At 49.1% G+C, this 23229-nt stretch carries 16 protein-coding genes; 5 read left to right on the top strand and 11 right to left on the bottom strand.

What is annotated here, in order from left to right; translation table 11 throughout:
* Nucleotides 1-195 precede the first annotated feature (195 nt).
* The 3 genes from GA0116948_RS08225 to GA0116948_RS08215 all read right to left on the bottom strand — a co-directional run bounded on the left by GA0116948_RS08225 (nucleotide 196) and on the right by GA0116948_RS08215 (nucleotide 6118).
* Nucleotides 196-3384 (bottom strand): efflux RND transporter permease subunit, encoded by a 3189-nt coding sequence (locus tag GA0116948_RS08225; protein WP_089710950.1) that lies wholly within the window; start codon nucleotides 3382-3384, stop codon nucleotides 196-198.
* A gap of 90 nt (nucleotides 3385-3474) precedes the next feature.
* Complete coding sequence (locus tag GA0116948_RS08220; RefSeq protein WP_089710948.1) at nucleotides 3475-4671, bottom strand: efflux RND transporter periplasmic adaptor subunit; 1197 nt, start codon at nucleotides 4669-4671, stop codon at nucleotides 3475-3477.
* 112 nt (nucleotides 4672-4783) lie between these two features.
* Nucleotides 4784-6118 carry a TolC family protein gene (locus GA0116948_RS08215; protein ID WP_089710946.1) on the bottom strand — a complete coding sequence of 445 codons (1335 nt, stop codon included), beginning with the start codon at nucleotides 6116-6118 and terminating at the stop codon, nucleotides 4784-4786.
* Between the two features lie 813 nt (nucleotides 6119-6931).
* Between GA0116948_RS08215 and GA0116948_RS08210 the strand changes: the two genes are divergently transcribed.
* The 5 genes from GA0116948_RS08210 (at nucleotide 6932) to GA0116948_RS08190 (ending at nucleotide 13181) form a co-directional block, all read left to right on the top strand.
* Nucleotides 6932-8185: a TolC family protein gene (locus GA0116948_RS08210; protein ID WP_089710944.1), complete on the top strand. Its 1254-nt coding sequence runs from the start codon at nucleotides 6932-6934 to the stop codon at nucleotides 8183-8185.
* A 5-nt stretch (nucleotides 8186-8190) separates the two neighbouring features.
* The gene (locus tag GA0116948_RS08205; RefSeq protein WP_165798364.1) at nucleotides 8191-9201 is read left to right on the top strand and encodes an efflux RND transporter periplasmic adaptor subunit; all 1011 of its coding nucleotides are present in this window, start codon (nucleotides 8191-8193) and stop codon (nucleotides 9199-9201) included.
* Nucleotides 9202-9220: 19 nt separating this feature from the next.
* Nucleotides 9221-9520: a DUF190 domain-containing protein gene (locus GA0116948_RS08200; protein ID WP_089710940.1), complete on the top strand. Its 300-nt coding sequence runs from the start codon at nucleotides 9221-9223 to the stop codon at nucleotides 9518-9520.
* 3 nt (nucleotides 9521-9523) lie between these two features.
* Nucleotides 9524-12685: an efflux RND transporter permease subunit gene (locus tag GA0116948_RS08195; RefSeq protein WP_089710938.1), complete on the top strand. Its 3162-nt coding sequence runs from the start codon at nucleotides 9524-9526 to the stop codon at nucleotides 12683-12685.
* A 115-nt stretch (nucleotides 12686-12800) separates the two neighbouring features.
* On the top strand, nucleotides 12801-13181 hold the full coding sequence (locus GA0116948_RS08190) for a DUF2750 domain-containing protein (RefSeq protein WP_089710936.1): 381 nt from the start codon (nucleotides 12801-12803) through the stop codon (nucleotides 13179-13181).
* Between the two features lie 177 nt (nucleotides 13182-13358).
* Here the strand turns inward: GA0116948_RS08190 and GA0116948_RS08185 are convergent, their stop codons facing one another.
* The 8 genes from GA0116948_RS08185 to GA0116948_RS08150 form a co-directional block, all read right to left on the bottom strand.
* Complete coding sequence (locus tag GA0116948_RS08185; RefSeq protein WP_089710934.1) at nucleotides 13359-15359, bottom strand: M1 family metallopeptidase; 2001 nt, start codon at nucleotides 15357-15359, stop codon at nucleotides 13359-13361.
* Nucleotides 15360-15468: 109 nt separating this feature from the next.
* Nucleotides 15469-16587: a zinc finger domain-containing protein gene (locus GA0116948_RS08180; RefSeq protein ID WP_089710932.1), complete on the bottom strand. Its 1119-nt coding sequence runs from the start codon at nucleotides 16585-16587 to the stop codon at nucleotides 15469-15471.
* A gap of 99 nt (nucleotides 16588-16686) precedes the next feature.
* The gene (locus GA0116948_RS08175) at nucleotides 16687-17811 is read right to left on the bottom strand and encodes an SPFH domain-containing protein (RefSeq protein WP_089710930.1); all 1125 of its coding nucleotides are present in this window, start codon (nucleotides 17809-17811) and stop codon (nucleotides 16687-16689) included.
* A 147-nt stretch (nucleotides 17812-17958) separates the two neighbouring features.
* Complete coding sequence (locus tag GA0116948_RS08170) at nucleotides 17959-19206, bottom strand: hypothetical protein (RefSeq protein ID WP_089710929.1); 1248 nt, start codon at nucleotides 19204-19206, stop codon at nucleotides 17959-17961.
* 286 nt (nucleotides 19207-19492) lie between these two features.
* The gene (locus tag GA0116948_RS08165) at nucleotides 19493-20437 is read right to left on the bottom strand and encodes a TolB family protein (RefSeq protein ID WP_089710925.1); all 945 of its coding nucleotides are present in this window, start codon (nucleotides 20435-20437) and stop codon (nucleotides 19493-19495) included.
* Between the two features lie 71 nt (nucleotides 20438-20508).
* Entirely contained in the window at nucleotides 20509-21186 is a 678-nt protein-coding gene (locus GA0116948_RS08160) for an HAD family hydrolase (RefSeq protein ID WP_089710923.1), read from the bottom strand.
* A gap of 60 nt (nucleotides 21187-21246) precedes the next feature.
* Complete coding sequence (locus GA0116948_RS08155) at nucleotides 21247-22206, bottom strand: transketolase family protein (RefSeq protein WP_089711171.1); 960 nt, start codon at nucleotides 22204-22206, stop codon at nucleotides 21247-21249.
* A 78-nt stretch (nucleotides 22207-22284) separates the two neighbouring features.
* Nucleotides 22285-23124 carry a transketolase gene (locus tag GA0116948_RS08150; protein ID WP_089710921.1) on the bottom strand — a complete coding sequence of 280 codons (840 nt, stop codon included), beginning with the start codon at nucleotides 23122-23124 and terminating at the stop codon, nucleotides 22285-22287.
* Between the last annotated feature and the right edge of the window lie 105 nt (nucleotides 23125-23229).

The raw sequence follows: 23229 nt of genomic DNA, 5'->3' as shown, positions 1-23229 counted from the left end.
GCGGGATATTCCTTCAATGAATGGTACCGCTCCCGCGCAATAATAACGAAACCGGCTGCACAGATAATACATTTGGCACCTTTCGCTAAAATGGATGCTAGATGACCCTATTCCCGCAAAAAAAGGCGGAATACCAAGACCAACCTGGCATTCCGCCTTTCAGCATATTATCGTTTTGGGAAAAGGTGTTATAAATTACACGTGTCCCTGCACGTCGTGGTCGGGTACAGAGTTGTACTTTTCCTTCATTTTTTCTAGCTTTTCTTTACCATAAGCCCATTTGGTAATAGACATATACAGCACCGGTACCATAAAAATGGCCAGGAAGGTGGCTGCCAGCATACCGCCCAATACTGTGATACCCATGGTTCTGCGGGAGAAGGCACCTGCACCGGATGCAAAAGCCAGCGGCAGGACACCCAGCAAAAACGCCAGGGAGGTCATAATAATCGGGCGCAAGCGCAGCTTGGCTGCTTCCACAGTGGCTGTCACTACATCCATACCACGGTCTACACGCTCTTTGGCAAACTCCACGATCAGGATAGCGTTCTTGGCGGCCAGCCCTATCAGGGTGATCAAACCGATCTGTGCATATACATTGTTGGTGATCGTAGGTCCAGCCAGGGTAAGCGCCAGGATGGCCCCAAACACGCCCAGGGGTACGGCCAGCAACACCGAGAAGGGTACAGACCAGCTTTCGTACAGGGCGGCCAGGAACAAGAATACGAACACGATGGAAAGTGCGAAAATATAAATGGTCTTAGATCCGGAAAGAATTTCCTCGCGGCTCAAACCGGAGAACTCATAACCATAACCATCAGGCAACGTCTTAGCTGCTACATCTTGCAGGGCGGCAATGGCGTCGCCAGAGCTATAACCCGGGGCGGCATTACCATTTATTTCCGCAGACCGGAATAGGTTATAGTGGGAAATTACCGGCGCGCTTTCTATTACTTTATAGGATGTAAGCGTGCTGAGGGGTACCATGCTACCCGCGTTATTACGCACATAATATTTACCCAGGTCGCTGATGCTGCCACGGAAACTGCTGTCGGCCTGCGCCAGCACACGGAAGTTACGGCCATAGATGGTAAAGTCATTGATGTACACAGAGCCCATGTACGTTTGCAGCGCAGAGGCGATATCAGATATCTTTACACCCAGCTTCTTGGCTTTTTCACGGTCTATCTCCAGGGAGTAGCCAGGGGTGCGGGCCGTGAAGAAGGTGAAAGGGCGTGCCAGTTCCTTACGGGCGCTGGCAGCGGTTATGAAATTACGCAACACCGTTTCAAACTGTTTGATATCACCGCTACCCCCTTTCTGTTCCAGCTCAAAGGAATAACCGCCCGTGTTACCCAAACCAGGGATGGCGGGTGGTGGTATCACCACCACGTTAGCTTCTTTGAAACGCGACAGTTTAGCCTGTAAACTCGCTACCAGGGCAAAGATCTGCTGGGATTTCTCTTTACGTTCGTCCCAGGGTTTCAACTGGCAGAAAATGGTGGCGGAGTTCGACTTGGTGGCAAAGTTAATGGCATTCAAACCGCCCAATGCAGCGTAATGCCTGATCTCTGGCACACTGTCCAGCGTACGCATTATTTCACGCAGCTCTTGCACCGTACGCTCTGTAGCAGAAGATTCCGGCATATCGTAAGTAATGATAATACGCCCATCATCTTCCGTTGGAATGAAACCGGTAGCCTTATTGCGGAATAATAATATGGCGGCTACAATAATTAGCACCAGCATCACCAGTGCAACACTGGAACGGCGCAGTACCTTCTTCACGCCCAGTGAGTACCGGGAGGTAAGATGACCAAACCATATGTTAAACTTGAAGAAGAATTTATTAAGACCACGGGATTCCCCGCTCAGGTTCATGGGTTTCAGCAGCAGCGTACACAAGGCCGGCGTAAGCGATAGTGCTACAAAAGCGGAAATCAGTACAGAGATCGCAATGGTGATCGCGAACTGCTGATACAAACGACCTACTATGCCGGGGATAAAACCCACCGGTACAAACACCGCGCACAAGATCAGGGCGATGGCGACTACCGGCCCGGATATTTCCTCCATGGCCCTATGGGTGGCATCTTTGGGAGACATGCCTTCATGGTCCATATTATGCTGCACCGCTTCCACCACTACGATCGCATCATCCACCACAATACCAATGGCCAGTACGAAACCAAACAGGGTAAGGGTATTGATGGTAAAGCCTAGCGGGAAGAAAAAGATAAAGGTAGCAATGATAGATACCGGAATGGCCAGTACCGGAATGAGGGTGGCGCGCCAGCTTTGCAGGAAGAGGAACACCACCACAATTACAAGGATCAGGGCGACGACCAGTGTTTCTACCACTTCATGAATAGAAACGCGTACCACCGTTACAGCCTCGAACGGAACTACATAATCTACGTCCTGGGGGAATACCTTTTTCAATTGTTCCATGGTGGCGACCACGGCATCTGCTGTAGAGATAGCGTTACTACCAGGAGCCTGGTACACCAGCAGGTAAGAGGCGCGTTTACCATCCACGAAGGAGTTACCGGCGTAATTGAATTTACCCAGTTCCACGCGGGCTACATCTTTCATATATACCACTGCTCCATCACTGGGGCGGGTCTTGATGATAATGTTACCAAATTCTTCCGGAGTTACTAAACGGCCTTTCACAATGATAGAATACTCGAACGTTTGTCCCATCTGCTGTGGCGGCGAGCCTACGGAACCGGAAGCAATCTGCTGGTTCTGCTCTGTAATAGCAGCGCGTATATCATCTGAGGTAACGCCCATCTCCGCCAGTTTGGAGGGGTTGAGCCAGATACGCATCGAGAAGTCGTCTGCACGGGTGAAGATATCCCCTACTCCATTGGCACGCAGCAAGGCATCTTTCAGGTAGATATTTGCATAGTTATCCAGGAAAGTAATGTTGTGCGACCCCTTCGGAGAATATAAGGCCACCAGCATCAGAATACTGGGGTTACGCTTTCTAACCGTAAGGCCTAAACGCTGTACTTCCTGCGGCAACGTGGGGGTGGCAATACCAACGCGGTTCTGCACATCCAGGGCGGCGATGTTAATGTCCGTACCTACTTCAAAGTTCACCGTGAGAGACATAGCGCCTGCACTTGTAGAGTTGGAAGTCATGTAGGTCATACCAGGTGTACCATTTATCTGCACTTCCACCGGGGTGGCGGTGGTTTGCTCCACCGTTTGCGCATCGGCACCCGTATAGGTACCAGTAACCTGCACAGTAGGAGGCGAAATTTCGGGGTATTGCCCGATCGGCAGGTTCATCATTGCCAGCAGGCCTACCAGCACCAGTACTACCGAGATCACAATGGCGGTCACCGGCCTGCGTATAAAAGTATCTGCAATCATAATCTTCGCTGTTTGAGCTGTTGAATCAAATATCCGTCAATCATTTCCATGCGGTGGACCGTATAAACGGTCCGTTTCCGACGGCTTTGCTTAGTGGTTGGCCGGTTTTTCACCAGCAGCGGGCTTTGCGGCTGGTGTAGCGCTAGCGGCGGGTGCTGCTCCTGCGGAAGTGTTGTTTTGATCTGGCGGCGACACCACGGAAATCTTGCCACTATCGCGCAACCGCTGGAAGCCTTCCGTGATCACCTGATCGCCGGCATTAATACCGTCCAGAATCACCACGCGATCCCTGATCTTGGGACCCATGTGTACTTTTCTTTGCAGTCCGATAGAATCTTTCGCAACAAACACAAAGAATTCACCCATTTGTTCCGTAATGGCCTTGTAAGGAATGATCAGCCGCTGGCCGGAAAGGTCGTTAAGCACGTGCATGCTTACACTCATACCATCTTTCAGCAGGTCTTTCGGATTCGGCACTTCCACCTTAATGTTGATGGTAGCTGTTTGGTTATCCACGCCACGATCTATTGCATACAGGTGGCCGTTTTGGTTATACATTGTGCCATCGGGCAGTTGTATCTTAAAAGTAGAATCGTTAGTACCACCCTTGCGGTTTTCATAAGCTACGAAGCGGGATATTTCCGTTTGATTCACCACAAACTGTACGGTAATCGGATCTTCGGTGGAAATAGTATTGAGCAGCGTAGTGCCAGGGCTTACCTGGGCGCCAAGTTTAACCTGTGAAATACCAATGCGACCGGTGAAAGGCGCGCGGATGGTTGCGTAATCCAGGTCTGTAGCTGCACTGCGCACGGCAGCTTCCGCCACCTCTAACTGTGCTTTCTGGGTTTCGAAGGTCGCTACAGCATTATCCACTACCTGCTTAGCGATAGCGTCCTGCTCTGCCAGTTTATTATAGCGATCAATGTCTTTCTGCGCTCTCACGAGGTTAGCCTTCGCACTGGCTACATTAGCTACGGCCTGGTTGTAAGCAGCTTCGTATTTGCGACGGTCTATTTCATACAGGGGCTTGCCTTTCTGTACTACCTGTCCTTCCTGGAAGAAAATTCCGGTGATAAAGCCAGAAACCTGGGCCCGTAATTCTACGGTATTCAATGCCAGCACCGTGGCGGGATATTTATCGTAATAAACAGCGTCGGTATCGACTACAGGCGCTATTTGTACAGGCGTTGCCGGGTTAGGAGGCGGCGTATTGGATGGGCCATGACAAGCCGTCCAGCTCAGGGAGCCGGCCACACAGATCAATAAAAGAGAGTGCTGTTTCATTCTGTCAGTATAAAGTATGATGTCTAAAGATGCTTGTATCGTTCAATGTACACTATTAACGGTAAGATGTAGTAACCCTTGGGTACGTTATACCGGAAACATAGTACTCTGTTTAAAACGTTTGCGGTGTAAGCGTGCCAAGGGAGCGCTGAAGGTCTACCTTGGCAGACAGTACAGCGTACAGGGCGTTAAAATAGTTGAGTTGCGCAGTGCGGAGATCCGATTCGGCCACAATCACATCCAGGTAGGTTTTTACGCCTTCCCGGTATTGAAGATTTACCGTGGTATACACATCGGAGGCCAGTTCTACGTTTTCTTTAAGCACAAAGAAATCGTTGAGATTACCCTTATACGTAGCCATGGCCTGTGTATATTCCGTATTGATCTGCTCTTTCAATTGGGCAACATCCCAATTAGAACGGGCCAGTTGCAATTCTGCAATACGAATATTCTGGGTACGCTTGGTACCCTGGAAAATGGGCAGCGACAACTGCAAACCCGCATAGGAGTTTGGATAATCAGTATTGTACGTTTTACTGAACTGTTCGTTGAAATAGGCCAGGTTATAGTTTGCAAAGGCAGACACGGTGGGCAGGAAGCTCCAACGGTTGTATCGAAGTTCAGCCTGTAACAGTTGCTGTGTAGTTTGTTCCAACTGGTATTCAATACGGTTGTCGTATACTACCTGGGTGCTGGTGTCTAGCGAAATGGCTTGCTGCACCATGGTAGCAGAATCGTACACCAGGTTCAGCGTGCCGGATACGGGATATCCCATTTCCTGTTTCAGGGTGGCATACTTGGCATTGAGAATTTCTGAAGCGCTTTTTAATTGAGACTTGGCATTGTTAAGCGAGATCTGTGCCTGTTTGTAATCCACCTTGTCTGTAATACCACCCTGGTATTGGTTGTAGGCGTCCCGGAGGCTACGTTGCAGCCGGATGGTATCTTCTACCAGCACCTGTATTTGGCGCTGGGTAAGCAGCACATCATAATAGGCCTTGCTTACGTTTGAGATCGTTACGATCTGGTTGTTCACCGTATTCTGCCGGGCTTGCAGGCGAACGGTTTTTGCGGTGCTGCTAGCCAGCAACACATCCCGGTTGAAAATGTTTTGCGTAAGCCCAGCGCCCACAACAGAGGTATTCTCTACCCCTTGCTGTATAATGTTTCCTCCAAAGTTAGACTTGGGCAACTGGAAATAGTGCTGGAAATTGTAGTTCAGCCCGATTTGAGGGTACCAATCTGCCAATTTACTTTTTACGGTGCGATCGGTGATGGCTTCATCGATCTGGGATTGCTTCAGGGCAGGCTGGTGAACCAGCGCATACTGTACGCAATCATGCACAGTAGCCTGGGCCAGCAGGGAATCTGTGGTTTGTGCCTGAACGCGGAAATGGAACGCTAAAACGCCCATGACCGATAGCACACTCATAATGGCTCTTTTCATAATTAGCTTTTGACAATCAAATGCGGCTTATACCAATCAAAAAATAAAAGACGATAATAGCAGGCAGCATAACGGCTATTCTTTTACAAAAAATAAAACGACGACTATGAACAATGGCACCATGCTCCGCGCTGTATCCAGCAGCCGGGTTTTTACAAAGAACCATGATAAGTACAACTTTTCATACCAGAATGTTCTAATATACAATAAAAGGTTTCCTTTATGCCTCATACGGAAAACTGTCAGGGGGCCGGGCTCCGGGACAGTATCGCATGTAAAAAAGTTTTCATATTAAGCGATTATCACTAATAAGTAGTTGCAGGTTGAGGTAAATCAAAATTAGCCTTATATTTATTAATTCTGTGCAAGAAAATTTCAGGATGGTAAAAAAAGCGGATTATTGGGAAGGGAGTATTAAATAGGAAGTATTAAATAAGGTTAAAAACCAGGCCAATATTTTTTTTACCATGCATTCCCTGTACCGGCCAATTGATGCCTGGTATCACTGCCAGGTACCAAATTTAATATTTTACCACTTGTAAAAAACCATTTTTGAACTCCCGGTTTCTGCTTATTTTCACAGCCGTAGCATTTCTCATAAAGTATTGAATTAACGCTTCTAGCTATTACTGTACTGCGTATCAACCTGCATACTATACCCTGCATGTGCTTCCACATGACTATGTAAGGCTGTATAACCTGTAGTTAAGTACTTTATAATACTTTTTTAAGTGATTTTTAATGCAATCCGATTGCGCCCCGGCTTTTTATAGGGTAGCTTTGTCATTCCTTTAATCTGAACCAAAACGAAAAATGCAAATCCGGGTATCCTACTTACTGGGGGCTGCTTTGTTGTTAATGGCCAATTTGCCTTTGTCTGCCCAGACAATTTATACCCTGCAAAAAGCCTTGCAAACTGCCAAAGCCACCAACCCAGTACTCAAAACGCAAAGCTTCGATGTGCATATCGCCGAAAGCGATATTACCTCCGCAAAGCTCCGGCCCAATCTCAACCTCAGCAACCAAACGCTGCAACAGGTAGACAAATACGCCCCTAACACGAGCTGGGCCAGCGGCTATAACCGGCAAACCCTCTGGCAGCTTGCAAAGCCCATCCAATGGCCCAACCAACGCAAGTACAAAATTGATGTGGCAAACCAACGCTTTGCCGTTTCCCAAAAGAATTATGCCGAAGAAGAACGCAACCTTTTCCTGGAAGTAGGTGCCAAATGGCTGGATGTATGGACCGCCCAACGCCAGTTAGAACTGCTGAAAGTAGCCAATTCTAATGTAGACAGCCTGGTGGCGATCAACAGGCTGCGCCAGGAAAAACAAGTGATTACTACCACCGAACTATATCGCACCCAGTTACTGTCTAACCAGTATCGCCTGCAAATCATCAATGCACAGCAAACTTTCGACAACGAACTGAAAAACCTAAAGCTACTTTTAGGCGTAGCCGACAGTGTAGCTATCGACACCACAGACACCTTCACCACCATATTTGGCGGCAATGCAGATCAACTGTTGCAGCAGGCCCTCTCCAACCGTACCGATCTGCAACTGGCCAATGCCGCTATGACCGCCAGCGCCAGCAACGTGCAGTACCAGAAATCACTGGCCGCCCCGCAACCACTGGTGGGTGTTATCTATAATCCGCAGAATAAAGTACAGTACGTTGGTTTTACCGCCGCCATAGACCTTCCCTTCTGGAACCGCAACCAGGGCGAGATCCGCAAATCGCAGTACGTTCAGCAGCAAAGTGCGCAGAACCTACAGGCCATTCAACTGCAGATTAATACCGAAGTGCAAACGGCCTACAACAGCTTTGTAACCCAGCAGCATAACCTGGATAACTTTACCCAGGTGCTGGCCCAGTCGGAGAACATTTTGAGCAGCGTGCGCTATGCCTACCTGAAAGGCGGCACCACTATCGTGGATTACCTGGAGGCACAAAGAAGCTGGCTGGAAACCCGCCAGGGATATTATGACACCGTGGATGCTTACCGTAAAGCTTACATACAACTTTTATACGCGACCGGATTGATTAACCAATTAGCTCAATAATGCACATGAAAAGTACTTTTTATATAATTGCCGCCCTGGCTATTTTGAGCGCCTGCAAGGAAAAGCCTAAAGCACCCGTGGTGATGGGTTTTATACGCCCCGAGATCCGCGACAACGGACGGGTGATCTCTTTCCCGGACGATAGCACAACCCTGGCGTTCTTCCAAACGGAAACCCTGGGCATGGATACCCTTTCTGCCAATTACAACGCGCCTGCGCACGTAGCCGCCACTGTGGTACCTTCTACGGAAAATGCAGGCCATAACCTGGTATTGTTTGACGATGAAGACCTCACCGCCAGCTATACCGGGCTAATCCAACACCAGATTGCCATTAACCAGATATCCAATGTAAACATCCGCCAGAAGCAGATCGACTACGATCGCCTTAAAGATCTTTCCGAGCATGGCGCTGCCACCGGCAAAGATGTGCTGGACGCCCAAACGGCCCTGGCTATGGAGCATACCAACCTGCAAAATGAAAAAACTGGTATCATTGAACAGGAAGCCAAATTAAAAGAAGCCGGCTTCGACCCACAAACCCTGCTCAATGCAAAAGCAGGCCAGGTATGGGTAACCTGCGACGTGCCCGAAAGTCAGCTTAATAAACTGAAAGTAGGCGGCACCGCCATTGTTCATTTTTCCTCTTTCCCGGATGAATCTTTTCCCGGCCGCATCGAATCGTTTGGTGACGTGGTGGACGATGTAACCCGTATGGTAAAAATGCGTATTTCCCTGCCTAATAGCCAAAACCGCTTTAAAGCTGGCATGTTCGCTTCCGTATCGTTTGGCATGAGCGAAGGCAAATTGCTAAGTATCCCACAAGCCTCCATCGTAACGGTGCAGGGCAAGAATTACGCCTTTGTGCAAGATTCTGTAAATGTGTTTGAACGGCGCGAAATTGTAAGTGGTCAGCAGATCGGCGACCGGGTGGTAATCTTCAGCGGCCTGCAATCTGGCGACAAAGTCGTGAATAAAGGCGCCATGCAATTAAAAGGTTTATCATTCGGCTACTAATAAAAATCTTATTCAAGCTATGCTACAGGCACAGATCTACATCGATAAAGACGAACTATGGGGCATGCAGCCCCTGTACCAGTTCATCATGCACTTCCTGCTGGAACAAAATGCCGCAGGGGCCACAGCCTTCCGCGGCCAGTGGGGATTTGGCAGCCAGCACCGGCTGAAACGTCCCGACCGGCTATTTTCTTTCGATGAACCACCCATGCTCATCTCCTTCATCGATGCCGATGAGAAAGTAATGCAGATCATAACCGAATTAAGAAAACACTACAAGGGGGGACTTATCGTCACCAACAAAGTAGAGCAATGGTAAAGAATGATTAGGAATATTCTCATACAAGCACTCAATACCCGCTGGGCGGTGATCGCCGGTGCCCTGGTGTTAATGATAGGCGGTATCATCTGCTTTAAGTTGATGAAGATCGAAGCCTATCCCGACATTGCAGATACCAACGTAATCGTGATCGCGCCCTATGAAGGCCGCGCCGCCGAGGAAGTGGAACAGCAGGTAACCGTTCCACTGGAACGCGCCCTTAATTCTGTACCCAACGTAACCTCCCGCCGCAGCCGCACCATCTTTGGACTGAGCCTCGTGCAACTGAATTTTGAAGATGGCGTGAGCGATTATTTTGCCCGCGCCCAGGTGAATGAACGCCTGGCCACCGCCGAACTGCCGGATGGTGTAGTACCCGAATTAGGCCCCCTTACTTCTGCCGTAGGCGAAATTTTCCGCTACGTGGTGGAAGCGCCGCCTACTTACACCCCCATGCAACTCCGCGACCTGCAAGACTGGGTGATCCGCCCATACCTGCTGCAAACACCAGGCGTGGCCGACATCGTAACGTTTGGCGGCCCGGTGAAACAATTTCACGTACTCACCTCGCCCGAGAAATTACGCAAGTACAATCTTACCCTGGCCCAACTGATGGACGCCGTGGCTAAGAACAACCAGAATACCGGGGGAAATATTGTAGAGCGCGGCGGACAAGGTTTTGCCGTACGTGGCCTGGGAGCCCTGAAAAGTACCCAGGATATTGAAAGTATTGTGCTGACCAATATCAACGGAATTCCTGTATACCTGCGCGATGTAGCCAGCGTGGAAATAAACCCGCCGCCTCCACAAGGCATCCTGGGTTATACCAATGCTACCGCCCATGTGAATGAAAACAGTGGCGTGGAAGGTATTATTTCCATGCGTCGCGGTGAAAACCCCACCGAGGTACTCAAAGCCATGACGCAGAAGATGAAAGACCTGCAGGACAATGAACTGCCGAAAGATGTGCACCTGCGCGTGGTATACGATCGCAGTACCCTGGTAAATTATACACTGACCACCGTATCGCATACACTGTTTGAAGGTATCAGCATCGTGATCATTATTCTCATTCTTTTCCTGGGCAACATCCGCTCGGCGCTGGTGGTAGCACTTACTATCCCCTTCTCCCTGTTGTTTGCCTTTATCCTCATGCGCCTCACCGGCGTACCGGCCAACCTGCTTTCCCTCGGCGCCATAGACTTCGGCATCATTGTGGACGGGGCCTGTGTAATGGCAGCCCATCTGATCCATAAATTTAAACACGCCACACCGGAAGAAAAAGCAGAGGGCATTGTAAAACTTACCCTGAACGCCGCACAGGAAGTGGGCCGCGAAATATTCTTCTCTGTTACCATCATTATCCTGGCCTACCTGCCCATCCTCACCATGCAGCGCGTGGAAGGTAAGCTCTTTTCACCCATGGCCATTACCCTTGCATTTGCAGTAATTGGTTCTATGATCGCCGCGTTGACCATCATCCCGGTACTCATTTCCTTTGCGTATAAAAAAGAATTACTGAAAACGGATGACCCGCATAAAAACCCGGGCTTCCTGGCCCGCTATTCTTTTCTAAGCTGGCTGGAACGCAAGTACGCGGTGGCGGTGAATAAGGTGTTGCAACATTCCAAACCTTTTTTAATCGTTGGTTTTGCCATCGTATTTATATTACTAAGCCTGGGCCGCAAGGTGGGTACAGAGTTCCTGCCCGCCCTGGACGAAGGGTCTATCTTCATGCGCTCTTTCCTGCCAGCAGGTACTAATATTCATGAAAATCAGAAAATTGCGCCGGTGATCCGCAGTATTGCGGCCAGCCATCCGCAGATCGAAACCGTAATCACCCAAAGCGGCCGTAATGACGATGGTACAGATCCCTTTCCCAGCAACCGTACCGAAATACTCATGATGCTAAAAGATTACAGCGGATGGGTACACGACACTACCAAGGCAGAGCTGGTGGAAACAATTAAAACCCAGATACAGCGGGCATTGCCAGGCGCACAGCTGTCTTTTGGCCAGCCTATCATTGACCAGGTAACGGAGATCGTAAATGGCTCCGCAGCCGATCTGGCCATTGAAATTTCCGGCGATGACCTGATCTATATGCGCCAGGTGGCAGACTCTGTGGTGAGCATTGTACGCAATATTCCGGGTGCTACGGAAACGGGTATAGAACAGGAAGGCCAGCAAGACCAGTTGTCTATCAAAATAGACCGCCAGGCGGCCGCCCGCTACGGCATTAATGTAGCAGACATCCAGACCATGGTGGAAGCAGCCATTGGCGGCAAACAGGTATCGAGCCTGTATGACGGCACTAAGAAATATGATGTGATTGTGCGCTATTATCCGCAGGAACGCAATAATATTGATGTGATCCGATCCCTTCAGGTACCAACTCCCAGCGGTGCCCTCATCCCGATGAACCAACTGGCCGATATACAGCTGACACCCGGTCAGACCAATATTTATCGTGGCGACAACAAACGGCTGCTCACCGTAAAAACAAACATCCGTGGCCGCGACCAGGGCAGTTTTGTAGCGGAAGCGCAAAAGAAGGTGGGTGCCGCCATTCACATGCCACAAGGCTACACCGTGGCCTACGGCGGCCAGTTCGAAAACCTGGAACGCGCCAGTAAACAATTGGCCATTGCTATCCCGCTTACCGTGGTGATTGTTTTATTGGTACTGTTTATCCTGTTCCGCAACATCCGCTATGCGCTCATGACGTTTGCCTGTATCTTCTTTGCATTGGCCGGCGGTATTTCCGCATTGCTGATAAGGGGATATAACTTTAACGTATCGGCCGGCGTAGGTTTTGTATCGCTGTTTGGTATTTCGGTGATGGCAGGCGTATTGCTCATTTCTTCGTATAACCGGGAACGGGAGATGTTCCCACGGGAAGACCTACGCAGCGTAGTAAGCCGCGCTTCCTCCCAGCAATTGCGGGCGGTAATGATGATGCTGATCGTAGCCATCATCGGCCTCATTCCGGCTGCAAAATCGTCTGGCATAGGCTCCGATGTGCAACGCCCCCTGGCTACGGTGATCATCGGCGGATTAACGACCACGTTGTTGTTTACCCCCTTCCTGCTGCCGCCGTTCTATTATTGGATAGAACAGCGCAAACTGAATAAGGATGCAAAGAAACCACCGGTAGAAGCATAACTAAGCATTGTATAATGGCGAAGAAGGCGCCTTCCATGCAGGAGGGCGCCTTCTTTATTTTACCACATATTCTCCGTAAGTTTAAACCCACATTGTACATTTTTAACATCCTATTATGATAGACCAGGAAGAAATAGACAACCTGCTGGCTGCATCCGCACTGGATCGCGTGGAGTATTGCATTGAACAAATCGTGGAAGCAGCACAGGTGTGGGTGTTGGGTACCGAAAGCGGGTTTACCATGTTTACACAAGACGAACAGGGCGTATTTCCGGTATGGCCGTATGCCGAATTCGCGGAGTTACTGCGCACCGGCGAAGAAAAACCCGAAGCCATTGCATTGGAGCGCTTCTTACAACACTACCTCCCCCACTTTAAAGAGCAGGGTTATAAAATCGCCATCATGCCGCTGCCCACCGGCAAAGGCGTGGTAGTGTCTACGCACGACTTCGCGGAATACATTCAAGTGGCCCAGGAGGCCGATGATGCGTTTTGATATTCATGCAGGGTGCAAGGATTATAGGCGGAAGCGCGGTATATTTCTATGTTTTTTTGCACTACTCAGCGACTAAACGCCTACTAGCGGCATTGACATATGAATGCCAGATAAAAACGTTACACAAAAAAAACCGCCCCTACAAACTGGGCGGCCTTCTTCATAACAATCACTTTATCAATTATTGACGGCGGGAGCATCTGCAGGCGCTGTCCAGTTGTTGTTTTTGATATTAGCATCCGGCAGGTAATGGTCGGGGTCCAGGCTTACAGACACCACATCATCGCCGGTCCATTTGTAGCTGAAGATGGTGTTACGCATCCATATATCAATGGGCAATGATACACGCTCCGTTTTGCCGGTTTTGGTCTTGATCTCCATTACTACCGGCATAGCCATAGGCTCCATATTTTCGATGGTAATGATTGTGGCTTTCCGGAAGGAATCGTATTTCACTTCGCGTATGGCCTGGTCTAGTTTCCAGGTGTTGTAGAACCATTCTCTCCAGAACCAGTTCAGGTCTTCCCCAGCCACATTTTCGATGGTGCGGAAGAAATCATCTGGCTGCGGATGTTTGTAAGCCCACCGTTCTACGTAAGTGCGGAATGCGCGGTCAAAACGTTCTTTACCAATTACGTATTCACGCAGGATGGTAAGACCGGCGCTGGGTTTCATATAGAGCAGTATTCCGATGTTGCGTTCTTTCATCGCATCTGGGGCGGTCATCACCGGTTCAAAAATAGGACTGGTGTACATGCCGGCTGCCAGGGTAAAATTCTGGCGCTGTTCCCTAAATTCATTATGGTTGTAACCTTCTTTGCTCAGGGTATTGATGAAGGTGTTGAATCCCTCATCCATCCAGCCATACAGCCTTTCATTACTGCCCACGATCATGGGAAACCAGGTATGCCCAAATTCGTGATCGGTTACGTCATAAAGTTCGGCACCATGCGAGCGGTAACCGCAGAATACGATACCGGGATATTCCATACCACTTACATTACCTGCCACGTTGGTAGCGGCAGGGTAAGGATATTCAAACCATTTGTTGGAATTAAATTCTATGGAAGCCTTGGCAAATTTAGCGGCATTGTTCCATCCATCATTAGCAATACTTTCTACCGGATAAGCGGCGATAGACAAAGACTTTTTACCGCTGGGCAGGTTAATGCGGGCTGCATCTACTACAAATGCCGCCGATGCGCCCCAGGCTACGTCGTGTGCATTTTTCATCTGAAAATGCCAGGTCAGGTCTTTTTTGGCCGGGCGTGATTTGGGATCTGTCACTTCTTCCGCACTGCGAATGGTGATGGTGCTATCGCTCTTTTTGGCCAGCTCCCAGCGTTTCACTTGTTCGGGTGTGTATACTTCGGCAGCGTTTAGCAGTTCGCCGGAGCATACCACAATGTTGCGGGCTGGCGCTGTGATCTTAATATCATAGTTACCATATTCCAGGTAAAATTCACCAGGACCGGTATAGGGCTTGGTATTCCAGCCCAGGATGTCATCGTATACGCATACACGGGGAAACCATTGGGCAATGGCGAACACCTTACCATTTTTGGTGGTGAGTACACCATTACGGTCTGCACCGTAATCGGGCGTGATATAACTGTATTCGATTTTTACCTGCAATTTACCGCCATTAGCTGCCAGTGCAGTGGGCAGCAGTATCTGGATGCGGGTATCGGTGATGATATATTGTGCGGTGGCTTCAGCGCTTTTGCCGCCTGCCCCACTAGAGATTTTGATGGATTTGATTTTATATCCTCCATCAAACACCTTACCCTTAGTGTCGTAACGGCTGGGGCCTGCTCCCAGGATGGCCGCGCCGCGGGAATCCTTTTGGAAAAGATTTTCATCGGCCTGCATCCATATGAAGGAAAGCTTGTCCGGGCTATTGTTCACATAGGTCATCACCTCACTACCGGTGATCTCGTTCGTGCTGTCGTTCAGCGTGGCATTGAGCTGGTAGTCTGCCATGTTTTGCCAGTATTTGGCACCCGGAGCGCCGCTGGCTGAGCGGGTTTCTGTACCGTTTTTGGTATAAAACACAGGGTTAAATAACGCCTTGTAATCGTAATGATTTACGGGCTTTGCAGTGTCGGCGGGTGCCTGGGCAAAAACCGGCATCCCCGCACAAAGGGCAAATACGCCGGATAGAATGGTACGCTTCATCTTGTTGGTTTAGATTAATGCAATCCCCGGAATTTGTAATGGTTGATCGCAATGAACAAGATAATTACAAATTACCGCATATTATCGCAGTGAGGATTACAGGTTGTATTTAATGATGATTGGCTAATATATACACCGCGAAAACCACCGCCAGGATGCCGATGACTAGCAGTGCGATCTTGAGGGCGCTATAGGGCCGTTCACCGGCCACCTCGCCTGTGCAGGCATTTACTACTACATGATACAGCTTGTTATTGTATCGATAGGCGCTAATCCATACCGGCAGCAGGATGTATTTCAGCCCCAGGTCTTTATAATCGGTGTTATAATTATCAATGCGTTGCTCATCTCCGCCAATATCGTCCTGAATATCTCCCTGTATTACAGGATCCATGCGGTCTTTTGCCACCTGTAAGGCCTGCGGCGCGGCAATACTATACATTTCGGAACGGAAACCGCTGAGAAACCTTTCGTCGAAACCCACCAGGTCTTCCAAACGCCAGGGTTCTAATTGGGTGGCTAGTTTTTGCGGCAGCGAGGGGCTGGCAGATACCAGCACATCGCGGAAGGCGTGCTGCACCCGGCCACTCACCGAATACCAACGTGTATGCCGCTGTTCATAAGTTTCGGTACGGCTTTCCCCATTTACCGTTACCGTACGGGTTTCAGTGGTGTAATAATATTCCCCGCGTTCGCCCTGGTAGGCGGTGTAGGTATTGGTATCGAAACTCCAGTAGGGAATATAGATGCCTTTGAGCTGCTGGGAGGTGATATTGTTCGACTTCTTCACCAAATCGGACGGAGCAAACCATAGCTTCTTCAACCAGTGGCCAAAGTTATCATAAGCAGCCTGCTGCTTCACCGCAAAGGGCAATACGTAATGCGGTTTGGGAATGGTCATCTGTGTGGCTTGTGCAATCACCAGCGGGGAGGCACAGAAAGGGCAGGTATCCGATGTAACATTAGGCAACAAAGTGGTGGATGCTCCACAACTGCTGCATTTTACCACATTGGCTGTTTCGCCAGTCTGCGGCGTTATGGCCGTCGCTATGTATTTTTCATAGTCTACTACCATGATGGTTACAGGTGCAATATCGATTTTGTTCACTGTCCCGCAATAATCGCAGGTAAGGCTTTCAGTGCCGGGCGCGTAATGAAGGGCGGCGCCGCAACTAGCGCACTTCAGGGTATTTTGTAAGGTATTGGCTGTCTTTTCTTCAAAAGGCATTGGAGGAGAAAGCTATAAGTGAAATAGTATACAGACAAGAACAACCCGCGCGCAGCCATTACGGTCTGCGCGCGGGGAAAATATGATTATGCTGTATGATTAAGGCAAAGGTGGGGGTACACTACCCAGTAAAACAGCTACTTCCGGCAGCGTACTGGCGGCCGCCCAGGCACCCATACCCGCTTTCCATACCAGGGTTTGCGCGTTCAGCCGGCCACCCACTGCCAGTTGTTGCAGGGTAGCCAGGTCGTAAGGCCCTTCCTGCTGGCCGTTGATGGCCAGGAATATCTGGGCAGCCGGGGGCGGTGGCGGCGGAGCGCCTGCTCCGGCATTACCGGCTGTAGCATTGCCCGGAAATTGGTTTTGCTGAAATACGTTACCCATCTGGCTACCCATAGCCGCTCCAAGCCCTACGCCAATACCGGCACCGGCCAGCCCGCCTCCACTGGGATTCTTTGCGGCATCGCCCATAGCATTGGCGGCCTGGAACTGTGCATAAGCGCCCAGGTTGCCAATGATACCCATGCTGCTGCGCTTGTCCAGCGCGGCCTCTACTTCTTCGGGCAGGGAAATATTTTCGATCAGGAATTTAGTGAGGTCCAGGCCCAGTTCATTAAACTCAGGCTTAATTTTTTCGGTGATCAACGCCGATACCTCGTCGTACTTGGCGGCCAGATCCAGCACAGGAATTTTCGCTTCCGCAATGGCGTCCATTCCACGGCTCACGGCCAGGTTACGGAGTTGTTCGTTAATATCCTCTACGGTAAATTCCGGGTTGGTGGCTGCAATTTCTTTCAGGAATTGACCCGCGTCTTTCACGCGGAAGGCATAGCTGCCAAAGGCCCGCAACCGCACAGGGCCAAATTCTGCATCGCGCAGCATCACTGGGTTTTTAGTACCCCATTTCTGGTTGGTGAACTGGCGGGTGCTTACAAAAAACACATCGGCCTTGAAAGGGCTGTTGAAGCCATACCCCCAACCCTTTAGGGTGCTGAGAATAGGCAGGTTCTGGGTGGTGAGCGTATACATGCCGGGCTGGAAAATATCGGCAATTTTACCCTCATTGATAAAGACGGCCAACTGCGATTCCCTCACCGTTAGTTTGGCGTTCATCTTGATCTCGTTCTGGTAGCGGGGAAATTTCCATACCAGGGTGTCACTGGTATTGTCTACCCACTCAATAATATCAATAAACTCGTTCCTCAGTTTGTCAAATATACCCATGGCGGTGGTTTTTATTGGGCATGAAATTACGTGAATTTATGGAAACGGGATATGGACTTCAATGACGAAACATGAAAGCCAGGATTTTATATGGTTTGTGTAAATAAACATGCCTGCTTTTTACGCAACACCAAGGTTTCCCCTTTATTAATTTTCAATGATTTGCTTTTTAATATCCCCCATTTCCGTTTTCAATTGTTTATTTTCCAGTTGCAGGGCGTCTACTTTTTTATTCAGTTCTATCAGATATAAAGTCTGCTCTTCCAGCTTTTTTAATAGTAGTTTGTTCATCTCTCCTACATCAAGTCCTTGGGTTGTTACTGTATCTCCAGCGGGTAAGTCCGGCAGGTGATGATGGGCTTTCACATAGGCTTCGAGCCATTGTAAGGAAGGTAATTGATAGCCATTCTCAAATACATAATCCGCCCAGCCGGTCATCGTTACCTTTACTTTTTGTGCAGTGATCAGTCCCTTCACGGACAGCAAAGATTGTGGCGTAAGCGTACCGATACCTACATTGCCACTACCGTCTATCACCAGGTCATCACCATAACTCCAACTGGTGGTATCACCAGTTTTAGTAAACTGGCGGCGGGTACCCAATATCATTTTGCCTACTGCCTGCCCGTTTGCCGTATTACCAGCTACGGTAAGGATGCGCCCCTGTCCATAGGGATTGCTACCATCGGTATTTGCAGGCAACGCAAATTCCAGTGAGGCTCCTTTATTAGCTAAACGACCGCCAGTAGGCGCTTCTACAATAACATCCCCACTCAAATTGGCGGTAGCGTTAATATCGCTGCCAGTATTATTAGCCTTCACATATAATTTTGCGGCTGGCCCCAAAGTGCCAATGCCTACATTTCCCTGGAAAGCAACCGGGTCGGCAGCCAAAAAGGGTAAAGGACTTGTCACGTCAGCACCAGACACCAGCGTCAGCATTTCGTTATAGGCATAACCGGTGAAAGAAAAAGAGGAAATAATTGAACCGTTATTGATGGCTAGGGCTAAGTATTTTTTCGCGTTATAGGTTACATAGGCTAAAAAGGTCGGCTCATTGTAACTAACTACGCTGCCCCTGTCGGTATTATAGGCCGAAGCGGTATTTACTTCTATAGTCACTTTACGATTCCAGCCAGTAGTAGCACCTCTGATGCCGGTAATTTTTCCCATAATATAATGTTCTGCCAGCAGAGTGCCATTATATGCCTCGTGCAGCAAAATATAATCAATACCCGTTGCATCCCTTGTTGATCCGGAAATACCCCTGTCAACATAGTAATAGCGATTGTTCACAAAATAGGAACCGGCCGTAGTAGTTTGACCGAATACCTGAATGGCGGTCATCAGACAGCCAATAAAACCCAATAATACATAAGTTAAAAAGCGGTTCATAACATATAAGGGATTGGTATAAAATGAGGGATGATATTTTTATCTTAAAGAGATACTTTCCATATTAAATGTTCTTGGGCTTAAACCTGTGCCCACCCGGGTGTCAGGACAAACAACAACATTACCAGGGTAAATTTACTCATGTGTGTAATTTAGGTATAAACAAAACAAACAAACCCAACATGAAGGGCTATAGCAAATGAAATGCTGAAAAAAACGTCAGTAAAACAAAGATTAACAATAAAAACGATATTTCTATATTGTATCCTAGTTTTTTTTTCCTGCCCTACTCTAGCACCCGGTATTGCACAAACGCAATACGCTTCCCGTCTGGCGACCAGCTAGGCACATTGATAGTACCCTGCCCGCCCAAAAATACATCCGTGAGGTCGCGGATGCTGTGGTCTTGCAAATTATACAAACGCAGTTTCACTTGTTTGCCGAAGGGATGATCTCCGTGCTGGCGTTCCAGGTAGGTAATGGTTACAAACTGTGTCCCGTCTGGGGAGAGGTGGGCGAACCAGTTATCATATTGATCCTGTAATACCGGCTCCTGGCCGCTGCCATCGGGGTGGATGCGCCATATTTCCATCGTACTGTCGCGGTAAGCATTGTAGTAAATGTACTGCCCGTCGGGCGAATATTCGGGCCCATCATCCAGGCCGGGGTTGGTGGTGAGCCGGGTTTCAGATCCACCCGTTACTGGGATCGTATAAACATCGAAGTTACCATTGCGTGCTGCGCAATAGGCCAGTGTTTTACCATCCGGCGACCAGCCATGCCAGTAAGAAGGGCTACCTGTGGTTACTTGCCGTGAAGCGCCGCCACAAGAAGGGATAATGGATATCTGGGATGCAAAAAATCCGGTATCGCCCACAGTACCATGATGAGAAATGGCCAGCCAGTCCCCATCTGGTGAAAATCCATGATCGTTGTTAAGCGCCCTGGCTTTGCCGGTGGAAAGTTCGCAAAGTACTACATTTTTAAGTGTCATTTTTTGTCCTTCCGGCCAGCGTAGTGTGTAGAGCTTGCCATTGCTGTTTACCACCAGACAAACCCCACTGGGGGCCCAATTGGGTGCTTCCATATGGCGACTGCCTTTATAAAGTGTAGCAATGCTGCCGCTGGCAATGTCCAGTACCTGCACGGTACTTTCTATCCTATTTCGGTCCTGCCCAAAAAGGTGATGGCAGAGGATTAATAAACAGCAGGTCCACAAAGTAAGTTTCATAACATGGATTTGTATGATTAAAATACGACATCCCTGTTACATCCGGCACTATTAATTTAAGAATAACCGCGTTAGCGTTGCAGCAGCTCCTGAATGGCGGGATCGGTATAGTCTTTTATAGCGGCCAGCACATTGGAATATTGGGCAAAGTCCTGCGGCTCGTGCAAAGTAGTTAGCACGATCGCCTTCATGCCTGCATTCAACGCAGCCTCTATGCCTTTGGGCGCGTCCTCAAATACAATGCAGCGTGCGGGATTTACGCCCAATTGCTGCGCGCATTGCAGGAACACATCCGGGTGAGGTTTGCTATGCACCACATCCAGAGCATTTACGATCACCGGGAAGTAACTGCGCAATTTCAAATTGTCTACCACGAAATCGATATTAAATGGAATGGCCGCTGTACCAATGGCCATTTTTATACCTTTAGCCTTTGCCGCGTCCAGCATGGGGGCCAGGCCCTCTATGAGTTTAAGATGCGGCTTATATGCTTGCTGATAAGCCTTTTCTTTATCCATGGCAATGGCATCCATCTGCGCCTGGGTAAAATGACCTTTACCAAATACGCGGCCCAGCAATTCTTCGTTCTTACCATACATCTGCAGCTTCACCTGTTCGTTGGTAAGATTTGCTTTTAGTTCGTTGTTCAGTACATTGGCCCAGGCGATCAGGTGAAAGCCCATATCGTCTATCATGGTACCGTTCATATCAAACAAAAATGCTTCGGGGGTAAAGTCTAATGACAGCATCCTATTTCAGTTAGTTAGTAAAACAACAATGGGCCTTTGCGGCCCATTGTTACAAGTAATTTATTTGCCTTTGCGCTGTAGTACTTTTTGCACGGCGGCTACGATGTGGGCATCATCCAGGCCATATTTTTTCATGAGTTGATCAGGTGTGCCGCTTTCTCCAAAGCTATCATTTACGGCCACATATTCCATCGGAATGGGATCGTGTTTCACCAATACCTGTGCAATGCTATCACCCAGGCCACCCAGGCGGTTGTGCTCTTCTGCACTCACCACACAGCGTGTTTTGGCAACAGATTTTAAGATAGCTGCTTCGTCCAGTGGTTTTATAGTGTGGATGTTGATGATTTCCGCATCTATTCCCATTTCAGCCAATATTTCGCCGGCTTTGATCGCTTCCCAAACCAGGTGGCCGGTAGCTACGATGGTTACGTCTTTGCCTTCGTTTACAATCCAGGCTTTGCCAATCTCAAATTTTTGATCGGCAGCCGTAAAGATAGGCACTACCGGGCGTCCAAACCGCAGGTATACCGGGCCTTCATAATCGGCGATGGCAATGGTGGCTGCTTTGGTCTGGTTGTAATCACAAGGGTTGATCACGGTCATACCGGGCAGCATTTTCATCAGGCCAATATCTTCCAGGATCTGGTGGGTGGCACCGTCTTCTCCCAGCGTAAGACCTGCGTGGGATGCGCAGATCTTCACATTCTTGTTAGAATAAGCTACCGATTGGCGGATCTGGTCGTACACACGGCCCGTAGAGAAGTTGGCAAAAGTGCCGGTAAAAGGAATATAACCGCCTATGGTCATACCGGCGGCCATGCCAATCATATTAGCTTCCGCAATACCTACCTGGGTAAAACGTTCCGGGAATGCCTTAATAAAAGCTTCCATTTTCAGGGAGCCGATCAGGTCAGCGCACAGCGCCACTACCTTATCATTGCGCTGGCCCGCTTCCAGCAGTCCGGCGCCAAAGCCGGAACGGGTATCTTTCTTTTCGGTGAAAGTATATTTTTTCATGCTTGTCTGTTTACTGTACAGCGTACCAGGTACGATGCACAAGGCTGATAATAGCGAAGATTCAATCCGGGTAATATCTTAATAATCCTTTTCCGTCGATATTAGCTGCGCGAGTGCGGCGGCTAGTTGCTCGTCGTTAGGTGCAGCACCGTGCCACTTGTGGGTGCCCATCATGAAGTCCACACCGTGGCCCATGTTCGTGTGCATCAGGATCATTACCGGTTTACCTTTGCCGGTGCGAGATTTGGCTTCTTCCAAGCCGTTTACAACAGCTTGCATATCGTTGCCATTTATCTCCATCACATCCCAGCCAAAAGCTTCCCACTTTGCATGCAGGTTGCCGAGCGACAGCACTTTTTCGGTAGGCCCATCAATCTGCTGACCGTTGTAATCTACAGTGGAGATCAGGTTATCTACTTTATTGTGGGCAGCAAACATAGCTGCTTCCCATATCTGTCCTTCCTGCAATTCGCCATCACCATGGAGGGAGAATACCAGTTGAGGATCTTTATTAAGCTTTTTAGCATGAGCAGCGCCGATGGCTACAGACAAGCCTTGACCCAGGGAGCCGGAGGCTATGCGTACACCTGGCAGGTGTTCATGGGTGGTAGGATGGCCTTGCAGGCGGCTGTTCAGCTTACGGAACGTAGCCAGTTCGCTTACTGGGAAATAACCGGCGCGGGCCAGCACGGAATACCATACCGGGGAAATGTGGCCGTTAGACAGGAAAAAAAGGTCTTCGCCAATACCGTCCATCGTGAAGGTAGGATTACGCTTCATGATCTGGAAGTAAAGGGCTACAAAATAGTCGGTGCAACCCAGGGAACCGCCGGGGTGGCCCGATTGAGACTGGTGAACCATGCGAACGATGTCGCGGCGCACCTGTGCAGCAATATTGCTTAATGCTTGAACATTCATGCCAGTAAAAATTTTGTCCGGTCAGAATTGCCGGAGAAAGTGGATGGTATCAGGATGTGGTGTAAATCACGCGGCAGGACACTCTCGGGAGAGAGTACCCTGCCG

It is taken from the genome of Chitinophaga costaii (assembly GCF_900094705.1).
Classification (GTDB): Bacteria; Bacteroidota; Bacteroidia; order Chitinophagales; family Chitinophagaceae; genus Chitinophaga; species Chitinophaga costaii.
Note: the sequence above shows the minus strand (reverse complement) of the source record. Positions and strands in the feature narration are given on the sequence as shown.

What these genes read in the sequence shown, in the direction of transcription:
- GA0116948_RS08225 (WP_089710950.1), bottom strand. Translation starts at nt 3,384, where the DNA reads ATGATTGCAGATACTTTTATACGCAGGCCGGTGACCGCCATTGTGATC.
- GA0116948_RS08220 (WP_089710948.1), bottom strand. Translation starts at nt 4,671, where the DNA reads ATGAAACAGCACTCTCTTTTATTGATCTGTGTGGCCGGCTCCCTGAGC.
- GA0116948_RS08215 (WP_089710946.1), bottom strand. Translation starts at nt 6,118, where the DNA reads ATGAAAAGAGCCATTATGAGTGTGCTATCGGTCATGGGCGTTTTAGCG.
- GA0116948_RS08210 (WP_089710944.1), top strand. Translation starts at nt 6,932, where the DNA reads ATGCAAATCCGGGTATCCTACTTACTGGGGGCTGCTTTGTTGTTAATG.
- GA0116948_RS08205 (WP_165798364.1), top strand. Translation starts at nt 8,191, where the DNA reads ATGAAAAGTACTTTTTATATAATTGCCGCCCTGGCTATTTTGAGCGCC.
- GA0116948_RS08200 (WP_089710940.1), top strand. Translation starts at nt 9,221, where the DNA reads ATGCTACAGGCACAGATCTACATCGATAAAGACGAACTATGGGGCATG.
- GA0116948_RS08195 (WP_089710938.1), top strand. Translation starts at nt 9,524, where the DNA reads ATGATTAGGAATATTCTCATACAAGCACTCAATACCCGCTGGGCGGTG.
- GA0116948_RS08190 (WP_089710936.1), top strand. Translation starts at nt 12,801, where the DNA reads ATGATAGACCAGGAAGAAATAGACAACCTGCTGGCTGCATCCGCACTG.
- GA0116948_RS08185 (WP_089710934.1), bottom strand. Translation starts at nt 15,359, where the DNA reads ATGAAGCGTACCATTCTATCCGGCGTATTTGCCCTTTGTGCGGGGATG.
- GA0116948_RS08180 (WP_089710932.1), bottom strand. Translation starts at nt 16,587, where the DNA reads ATGCCTTTTGAAGAAAAGACAGCCAATACCTTACAAAATACCCTGAAG.
- GA0116948_RS08175 (WP_089710930.1), bottom strand. Translation starts at nt 17,811, where the DNA reads ATGGGTATATTTGACAAACTGAGGAACGAGTTTATTGATATTATTGAG.
- GA0116948_RS08170 (WP_089710929.1), bottom strand. Translation starts at nt 19,206, where the DNA reads ATGAACCGCTTTTTAACTTATGTATTATTGGGTTTTATTGGCTGTCTG.
- GA0116948_RS08165 (WP_089710925.1), bottom strand. Translation starts at nt 20,437, where the DNA reads ATGAAACTTACTTTGTGGACCTGCTGTTTATTAATCCTCTGCCATCAC.
- GA0116948_RS08160 (WP_089710923.1), bottom strand. Translation starts at nt 21,186, where the DNA reads ATGCTGTCATTAGACTTTACCCCCGAAGCATTTTTGTTTGATATGAAC.
- GA0116948_RS08155 (WP_089711171.1), bottom strand. Translation starts at nt 22,206, where the DNA reads ATGAAAAAATATACTTTCACCGAAAAGAAAGATACCCGTTCCGGCTTT.
- GA0116948_RS08150 (WP_089710921.1), bottom strand. Translation starts at nt 23,124, where the DNA reads ATGAATGTTCAAGCATTAAGCAATATTGCTGCACAGGTGCGCCGCGAC.